Below are 7594 nucleotides of genomic sequence, written 5' to 3' on the forward strand. Positions count from 1 at the left end.
GTACATGTCCATGGTTCCTACCCATTTCACCTCTTAAAACTGTCCGAAGTATTGTAGTACAAAGAAAAAATATATTTAAAATGAAATCAAGCTCTGCTTTAGAGCGGCGGCCAATCGATAGTATCTATATACTGGATCTGACAGAAGTGGAGCCAGGTATCTATCTGGTTGAATACCCCAATGCATTAGTACCTGATTAACCTCTATTCAGAGGACCTCCCAGTTTGCCCCTAATGTGGGGTTCCTGAGCCAATTTAGTTTTTCGTCCTCTATGCAAGTGAAGGGTGGTGGGAAGCTGTCCTTATTCTATAGGGAAGAAACTCTGGAATTCTACTCAGTTGTTGAGCACGGACTTGCTGCAATAGTTGTCGATAAGGAAGAGTTGGATTTATTGTTTCTAGTGGATCATAACATTAAATTCTTCGGACAGTTTTAAGAGGCAAAATAGGGGGAGCCACAGGCAGATGCTGAGAATATAAGGTTCATACACCAGATCAAACCAAACCAAATCAAAACAATGCCTGCCCATGGAAGACGTGATAAAAGCTGTTTTCGATCGAAAGTTCAACGTTAAAAGGCTCCAAAGAAAATTCATGCTCATGCTGTTTTCTGTATTGATGGTCTTCCAAGGGAAAGCAAGCTATCTGAATATAGAGCGATACAGCTCAGCCAGTGAGAAGCGCTTTCACCGCTGGTCAAATAGGGATTTTGACTTCGCTCAGTTCAATAAAAAATTAGTCATACGAGAGTTTCCTTGTAGCCAGGAACGCGTAGTTGCTATAGATGCATGTTTTGTCTGTAAGTCAGGCCAAAAAACGGAGGGACTGGGATGGTATTGCAACGGTAGTGCCGGAGAATCATAGTGGGGTCTCGAAAGTTCCATGATCAGTATCACTGATCTGAAATCGAGTACTGCCTATGCCTTGGGCGCTCAGCAGACAATAGACGAAGAAGGTCGATTTCTAATTGAGCTATATGCCGATCATGCCGTCAAAGTTGCGACAGAAATTCTGGCGCTCGGTATTAAATATCTTGCTGAAAATGCCTACTATAGCAAGGTGGAATTTGCATCAGTCATCATTCCAACAGGGTTGTACATTGTTGGAAAGTTGCGAATAGATGCAAACTTACCGTGGTTATATGAAGGAACATACAAAGGCTCTGGTCGCCCAAGAAAATAGGGTGGCAAGGTTGAGTTTGACACAGATGTGCATCGCTTTGACTATACTGGAGCTCTGAATAAAAAAGCTGAAGTATATACGATAATTGTTTATGCCAAATTTCTAAAACGAACAATTCGCGTTGAGATATTTAAATCTATAAAGGGCGGCAAAGAGGGGCACGCATTGCTGTATTCGACACACACACACAGAACTGGATGCAATGACACTGATCGTGTATTACAAATAGAATTTCTATTCAGAGATGCAAAACAGCACACTGGTCTGGCTCATTGTCAGTCAATCCGAAAAGAGGCGATCAACATGCATGTCAATGAATCATTGGTGGCTCTGAATTTGCTAAAAATCGAAGATAGAAATGCGAAACAAACGGATGAGGCAACGGTCATTTCAATTGCTAGCTGGAAGCGTCGAAAGTTCAATAAGCACATTATGGATAGAATTTCTGACGAGTTAGATCTGGATCAAAGTTTTGGAAAGGTTGCCCGAATTTACGAACGGTACAGTGACTACGGGGCTATAGCTGCATGAAACTGTCCGAAGTGTTGTTTCTAAGTCAGTGGCAAAATTTAGAAAGGTGGTATCTTGAGGGATAAAAACAACGGGCTGCGCCTTGATTCTTTCAAGAGTTGCCGATTTATGGCCGGTCATAATAGAGTCAAAGTTGACTTTATCATTTTCGATAAATCGATAGACTGCAAGCGTTTCTGCCCAAATTTTGTTTGCGCAGGGAATACTATTCTTTGGATCGGAACTTAAACTACTGAGAATGTTGGGTAAGCGCTTATTCAATCGAGTGTCGCCCATAGCCTGATTTTTTACTTCGTCCATGACCCAGTCCTGCATAATAATCTAACCAAATCTGTAATTCTTACTATGCCAAACTGTAACTTATTGATTTACATAATAAAACTAGAAAACCTGTGTATAAAACTTAGCGCCTCAATAACCGGCAGCTGGAACGAAGCGTAAGCTGTCCGGCGCCGAAGGCGCGTAGTTAATTGATTTGGTACGCCCAGCATGGGCGTGGACTAATGGGGTGAAAGTCCCCTGTAGGAAGATCACCGTTTAATGGATTCCATTAGATGCTAACTACTAGCGAATGGCAACTGCAATACCGCGAGGCATTGTGGGGAGGAAGCCGCTAGAAAAACTACGAGCTGACGAACAGAAACATCCTATAAGGCTTAGCCTGGAGGCGAGGTGGCCTAGTGATCTAACGGGTAGAGCAAATGTAAGCGGTACATGAACCACATTATTCAACTTGCTCTGGCAGGCTGCCATGATACCCCCTCCATCAACATCGGAGGAAAGCTCCATGAATCAGCAGCAATGGCAAAGCCATATCAGGGTCTACGAGAAAAGCTCTCAAACCAAACGCGCCACAACCTAAACTACAGCCAGTTCCTCTACTGGTACCGCAAACTAACTGAACAAACTTCGGTGTCTGATATCCCCGACTTTGTTCCCGTGGATATCAAGTCTCCCACAGCCACCACGGGAAACCTGGGTGTATTAGAGTTCCCCAATGGCGTAAAGCTAGTGATCAATAGCCCAGTATTATTGGCGCAAATCCCTGGCTTTATGGACCTGTAACCTAGATTCCCACAACAACCGACACACTTGGCGATAGCGAAGGAGGCCAGCTGGCAGCTTCCACACAAACAAGCCAGGAATCCCATGGGAACCCACACCAGCCAGCTGACCCTCAAAGAACGATACCAGATCGAAGTCCTCTACGGGCAGAACTATTCAGTCCGAGCCATCGCGCAGCAACTCAGTCGTTCCAACAAAAGCGAGCTAAACCGCTGTAGCCCTTACAGTGCGGAGAGCGCTCACGTTCGTTATAATTGTGACTAGGTGTCGGTTTCCGATTATCTCAGATTAATAGGATGCTTTTGCCTTAGTCAGGAGGGTAGCCTGTGCCAATTTTTAGCCTCCAATTGTTGAGACCTGCAAATTTAACCAATCTCATACTGCCGGCCCTGAAAAGTAAGCCTGATGAAGTGGCACTTGTTTCCGGGAGTCAGGTCTGGACCTGGCGAGAATTGCAGAGGGATATTGATGCACTTGCTTTGGGATTGATCGCAATGGGCCTGGGTAAAGGTGATAGGGTCGCATCTCTAATGCCCAACTGCGGCGAAATACTTATTTTATATCTCGCATGTTTGAAGGTGGGGCTGGTGGTAGTCCCGCTAAACTATAGATATACCCCACTAGAGATTGATTATGCGCTTGAACTAAGTGATGCAGCAGTACTTATTGTTTCTATTGAGCGTTGCGAGGATATTCGGCTTTGTAAACGTGTTAATGATCTAAAAAAAGGCATCGTTACTTTCGGCGATAAGATTGTAAATAAACGAAGCTTTGAAAATTTGCTTTATACCGATGGACAAGTTGTGGATGTGCCTTTAGTGGATCTAAATGACTCGGCATTTATTTTCTTTACAACAGGTAGTACGGGTAAGCCGAAGGGTGTTACACATAGCCAGTTGTCTTTTGGCGTTAATGTGGCAAGTGCAGCTGCTACTTTCGCACTTTCACAGGAGGATATCATCCTGCCAGGAAGCTCACTCGTACATGTTATGTCGCTTTCGCCAGCCTTGGCAGGACTTTCACTAGGAGCGATGGTAGTCGTTCCAAATGACTTCGAAGGTCGAGAAATTCTTTCATTACTGAGACGTTACCGACCAACTATTCTGATTATGATACCCACTCCTTTTATCTCGATGGTGAGAGATAGCAGTGCTAGATGTGATGATTTTATATCTTTAAGGATGTGCATCACTGGTGGTGACAAACTCCCAGTCAGCCTTACTGATGAATTTGATCACAAAACAGGCTTGTTGATTCAGGAAGTGTACGGTCTCACAGAAGCTCCAGACTGTCTTTTTAACCAGTCATTATCATCAACGAAGATTGGATCGATTGGTACCGTTTCACCAGGTTATAGCGCGAGCCTGCGTGATGATAAGGGGAGGGAGGTTCCAATTGGTGAAGATGGCAATCTATGGCTTAGAGGGGTTCCCATGATGACTGGCTACTGGCGCAATCTGCAGGCAACGGAGGAGGTATTTGATGGTGATTGGTTTGATACAGGTGATATTATGCGCGTTGATTCAGAAGGTTATTTTTGGTTTTGTGGCCGAAAAAAACAGATTATTGTCCATGATGGTTCCAATTTATCACCTCAGGAAATTGAATGTGCGATTATGGCGCATCCTTTTGTCGATCTAGCCGGTGTAGTCGGTGTTCCTGATGATATCCATGGGGAGAACGTATGGGCTTATATTAAGTTAAAAAAAGGTGTGTCTGTTACTTCTGTCAGGGATGTTGCTGATTTTGCAATAGCGCGTATTGGTTACAAGGCGCCTATAGTAATCAAAATTCTGGATGACTTACCAATGAGCCCTATAGGTAAAGTTGATCGAATAGCCCTTAGGCAGATTGCAGAGGAGCACGTGGGGCGAGAGCGAAATTAGTGATTAGAGTCAAAGGGGCCGGTAACAAGGGTACTGTTCAGTCGATAACTGGAGTTTCCACAAATTTTGAGGGTGTTCAAAAGTCTACCCAATAACCACCTATGCTAAGCCAATTTTCAACAGCCTTTCCGGCATGGGGGGCGTCCTAAGAGAGACGTAAACAAGTCTTGGAACCTAGATTCCCACAGCAACCGACACACTTAGCGATAGCGAAGGAGGCCAGCTGGCTGTAGGCTGGTTAGCATCCACACAAACAAGTCAGGAATCCCATGGGAACCCACACCAGCCAGCTGACCCTCAAAGATCGATACCAGATCGAAGTCCTCAACGGACAGAACTATTCAGCCCGAGCCATTGCGCAGCAACTCAGTCGTTCCAACAAAACTATTTCCCGCGAGCTAAACCGCTGTAGCCCTTACAGTGCGAAGAGCACTCACGAAGCTACGCACACAGAAATCTCTGGTGAAGTCGATTCATGTATTTCTGCATACCTCACCCCATGAGCCCAACTACTACAGCCGCAGCACCGTTTTGCAGACGCCATACCCTACCGACGATACGCGGGTGATTGTGCGGCTGGTGAGAACGGCCATTGCTGGCCTGTGTAAGCGATCTTACTAGGCCACAGGTAAGTGCTCAATTCGAGGCATTCAAGCTGGGTCGTTGAATACCCAGCCAGAAAATCCCAAAAATGAGTGTCGGCAATCGATAAATATGGTGGGGGCAGCATCGCTATATCATGCGGCTGCGACCATCCCAACTTTCTCAAGTTGGATATTCCAGGGTAATAGTGCCTCATAATCCTCAGCGGACTGGCAATGAGGAATCTGTTCAAGTACCTCTACATAATACTTGTAGGGGTCAAGGCCGTGGTGTTTAGCAGTGCGAATCAAACTGAAGTGCAGGCACAGTGCTTTAGCGCCATTGACCGATGATGCAAACAGGAAATTCTTTCGAGCCATGACAAAGGGTTTGATTTCCTGTTCAGTCAAATTATTGTCGATTTCTAAGCGGCCATCGCTGAGGAATGCACATAGCCCTTTCCAATATTTCAGGCAGTAATTCATTGCCTTACCCAGCGTGGATTTGGTAGCACTTGCGGATAGTGCTCATCCAGCCAGCACTTAAAGGCAGTCATAATCGACCTGGGCTCCTCTTGCCGCAAATCGTGTCGCTGTTTTTCGGTCAGCTGATTCTCTTTGGTTTTCCTCTCAACCCGATAGAGCTTCTTATAAAACAGCATTGCCCGTTTTGCCAGCCCATCCTCTTGCGCCGCTCTCGCTATGGGTTCGAATTTTCGCCGGGCATGTGCATTGCAGTAATTTAGGTTTGCAGCTGTCTGCTCAAACAACAATTCAAAAAATGGATCAGCATCGCAATGCAGCGTGCCATTAAAGCCGGCGCGGGTCCCAAACTGCTTTTCCAGGTGGTAGAACGACTGTCGATTATCAAGCTTGCTGACTATGAGGTGGGCTAGAACGGATTCGATAAACTTACCCTTGGCTAGGATATGCTTTGGCTTGGGGGCAATAACTATTTGGCCTGCACAGCCTTTGGGGCAGGCAACCTTCTCCCGAAGTTCAACAATCACTTCATATACTGGGGGTATGTCGTTCAGGCGCTCATGGCGTTCGTAATCAACGAGATTCTTTTGGCAACCACATGCACAGGTTTTATCCTGTTCTGAGACAGGGATTACCACCTCTTTTCTTGGCAGGTGCCCGGCAAAGGACTTCTTTGTTTTTTTATGACGCTTGTGTGTCGCAATGCTAACCACATCACTCTGGTCTTTGCCGTTATCAGCCTCGTTTTCCTCTACAGAACCATCATCCCGAGCTTCTGCACTTTCGAATAGCAATCCCTGGGGATCATCAGGATCTTCGTATCGCTCAGAGTGCCGACCAAAGAGAGAGCGCTGCAGCTGTTTGAATTGAAACAATAGCTGATTGTAAGCCTTTTCAAACTGCTCGCATCGTTGGAGCGAGCAGTTTGAGTTCACGTGTAAGCTCTTCAGCCTGGCACTGTAGCTTATCATCGGTAGCCATTGGGTTTTCCGATGTTAATTTATGTGTGGATTATACCATGGGAAACTATTTCCCATTCTCTATACGTATCAATAAAAGTGTGAAAAATAGAGTTTTTCTGGTTCTTCTTGCTGAGTAAAGTCCAACCCGGAAAGCAGCCACCGTAGCTGTGAAATCGACAATTCTATGGCATCGTTTGAAATGCCAGGAAAGATAAACCTCGACTTCTCATTTCGCTTATAAAGGAGCCAGAATCCATTATCTTTCCAGTAGAGCATACGAATTTTATCGGCCTTTTTATTACGAAAAACAAAGAGCTGACCGGATGTCGGATCTTTGTGTAACGTATCAGACACCAACAGCACGATACCATCAATCTGTTTCCTGAAATCGATCGGCTGACGGTAAAACCAGACTTTGGTGTTAAACGGTAGCCACACCGTATTTACAGTTCCATAAGGCCAGGGATTTGTGCCAACAACACCGAACTATTGATCACCAGCTTTATGCCATTGGAGAACTCTAATACACCCAGGTTTCCCGTAGTGGCTGTGGGAGGCTTGATATCCACGGGAACAAAGCCAGGGGTATCAGACACCGAAGTTTGTTCAGTTAGTTTGCGGTACCAGTAGAGGAACTGGCAGTAGTTTAGGTTGTGTTTACGAGTATAGGTGCGCCTGGATTGAGCGCTTTTCTCGTAGGCTCTGACATGACTTTGCCACTGCCGCTGATTCATGGGGTTTCCCTCCGAAGTTGATGGAGAGGGCATCATGCCAGTCTGCCAAAGCAAGTTGAATAATGTGGTTTATGTACCGCTTACGAGCAAATGATGCAGTTGTGTAGTGAAAGTTAACGTTCTTATCTGGGGAGATCTGTTTAACTTGCTGCTGTGAAGCTGTCAGCGTGG

The 7594-nt window shown here is 45.5% G+C and carries 12 protein-coding genes and 1 pseudogene; 8 read left to right on the top strand and 5 right to left on the bottom strand.

Annotation, left to right across the window (positions count from 1 at the left end; translation table 11 throughout):
* From MO867_RS19680 to MO867_RS19690, 3 genes are all read left to right on the top strand, one after another.
* A partial coding sequence (locus tag MO867_RS19680; RefSeq protein WP_252472282.1) for a hypothetical protein occupies positions 1-200 on the top strand: 200 nt, incomplete at its 5' end.
* Positions 201-881: 681 nt separating this feature from the next.
* The gene (locus MO867_RS19685) at positions 882-1181 is read left to right on the top strand and encodes a hypothetical protein (protein WP_252472284.1); all 300 of its coding nucleotides are present in this window, start codon (positions 882-884) and stop codon (positions 1179-1181) included.
* 27 nt (positions 1182-1208) lie between these two features.
* On the top strand, positions 1209-1712 hold the full coding sequence (locus tag MO867_RS19690) for a hypothetical protein (protein ID WP_252472285.1): 504 nt from the start codon (positions 1209-1211) through the stop codon (positions 1710-1712).
* On the opposite strand, the gene MO867_RS24135 is transcribed toward MO867_RS19690, so the two are convergent.
* Positions 1635-2027 (bottom strand): IS4/Tn5 family transposase DNA-binding protein, encoded by a 393-nt coding sequence (locus MO867_RS24135; RefSeq protein ID WP_373565910.1) that lies wholly within the window; start codon positions 2025-2027, stop codon positions 1635-1637. The two genes, MO867_RS19690 and MO867_RS24135, sit on opposite strands and share 78 nt — an antisense overlap.
* A 399-nt stretch (positions 2028-2426) precedes the next feature.
* On the opposite strand from MO867_RS24135, the gene tnpA (MO867_RS19695) reads away from it, so the two are divergent.
* The 5 genes from tnpA (MO867_RS19695) (at position 2427) to MO867_RS19710 (ending at position 5284) form a co-directional block, all read left to right on the top strand.
* Complete coding sequence (gene tnpA, locus MO867_RS19695) at positions 2427-2777, top strand: IS66 family insertion sequence element accessory protein TnpA (RefSeq protein ID WP_252472287.1); 351 nt, start codon at positions 2427-2429, stop codon at positions 2775-2777.
* An 84-nt stretch (positions 2778-2861) separates the two neighbouring features.
* Positions 2862-3041 (top strand): helix-turn-helix domain-containing protein, encoded by a 180-nt coding sequence (locus tag MO867_RS24140; RefSeq protein WP_373565911.1) that lies wholly within the window; start codon positions 2862-2864, stop codon positions 3039-3041.
* 62 nt (positions 3042-3103) lie between these two features.
* Positions 3104-4663, top strand: a complete 1560-nt coding sequence (locus tag MO867_RS19700) for a class I adenylate-forming enzyme family protein (RefSeq protein ID WP_252472289.1) — start codon at positions 3104-3106, stop codon at positions 4661-4663.
* Between the two features lie 269 nt (positions 4664-4932).
* Positions 4933-5166 carry a helix-turn-helix domain-containing protein gene (locus MO867_RS19705; protein ID WP_252472291.1) on the top strand — a complete coding sequence of 78 codons (234 nt, stop codon included), beginning with the start codon at positions 4933-4935 and terminating at the stop codon, positions 5164-5166.
* The gene (locus MO867_RS19710; protein ID WP_252472293.1) at positions 5126-5284 is read left to right on the top strand and encodes a DinB/UmuC family translesion DNA polymerase; all 159 of its coding nucleotides are present in this window, start codon (positions 5126-5128) and stop codon (positions 5282-5284) included. The genes MO867_RS19705 and MO867_RS19710 overlap by 41 nt, the downstream gene beginning before the upstream one ends.
* A gap of 116 nt (positions 5285-5400) precedes the next feature.
* Here MO867_RS19710 and MO867_RS19715 read toward each other — a convergent pair whose 3' ends face one another.
* From MO867_RS19715 to tnpA (MO867_RS19730), 4 genes and pseudogenes are all read right to left on the bottom strand, one after another.
* Positions 5401-5625 (bottom strand): transposase domain-containing protein, encoded by a 225-nt coding sequence (locus MO867_RS19715; RefSeq protein WP_373565912.1) that lies wholly within the window; start codon positions 5623-5625, stop codon positions 5401-5403.
* 12 nt (positions 5626-5637) lie between these two features.
* Positions 5638-6698: pseudogene (locus MO867_RS19720) on the bottom strand (IS66 family transposase); the annotation flags it as partial.
* Positions 6699-6776: 78 nt separating this feature from the next.
* Positions 6777-7127: an IS66 family insertion sequence element accessory protein TnpB gene (gene tnpB / locus MO867_RS19725; protein ID WP_252472299.1), complete on the bottom strand. Its 351-nt coding sequence runs from the start codon at positions 7125-7127 to the stop codon at positions 6777-6779.
* Between the two features lie 5 nt (positions 7128-7132).
* The gene (tnpA, locus tag MO867_RS19730) at positions 7133-7423 is read right to left on the bottom strand and encodes an IS66 family insertion sequence element accessory protein TnpA (protein ID WP_252472301.1); all 291 of its coding nucleotides are present in this window, start codon (positions 7421-7423) and stop codon (positions 7133-7135) included.
* Positions 7424-7594 lie beyond the last annotated feature (171 nt).

The organism is Microbulbifer okhotskensis (genome assembly GCF_023895975.1).
GTDB lineage: Bacteria > Pseudomonadota > Gammaproteobacteria > Pseudomonadales > Cellvibrionaceae > Microbulbifer > Microbulbifer okhotskensis.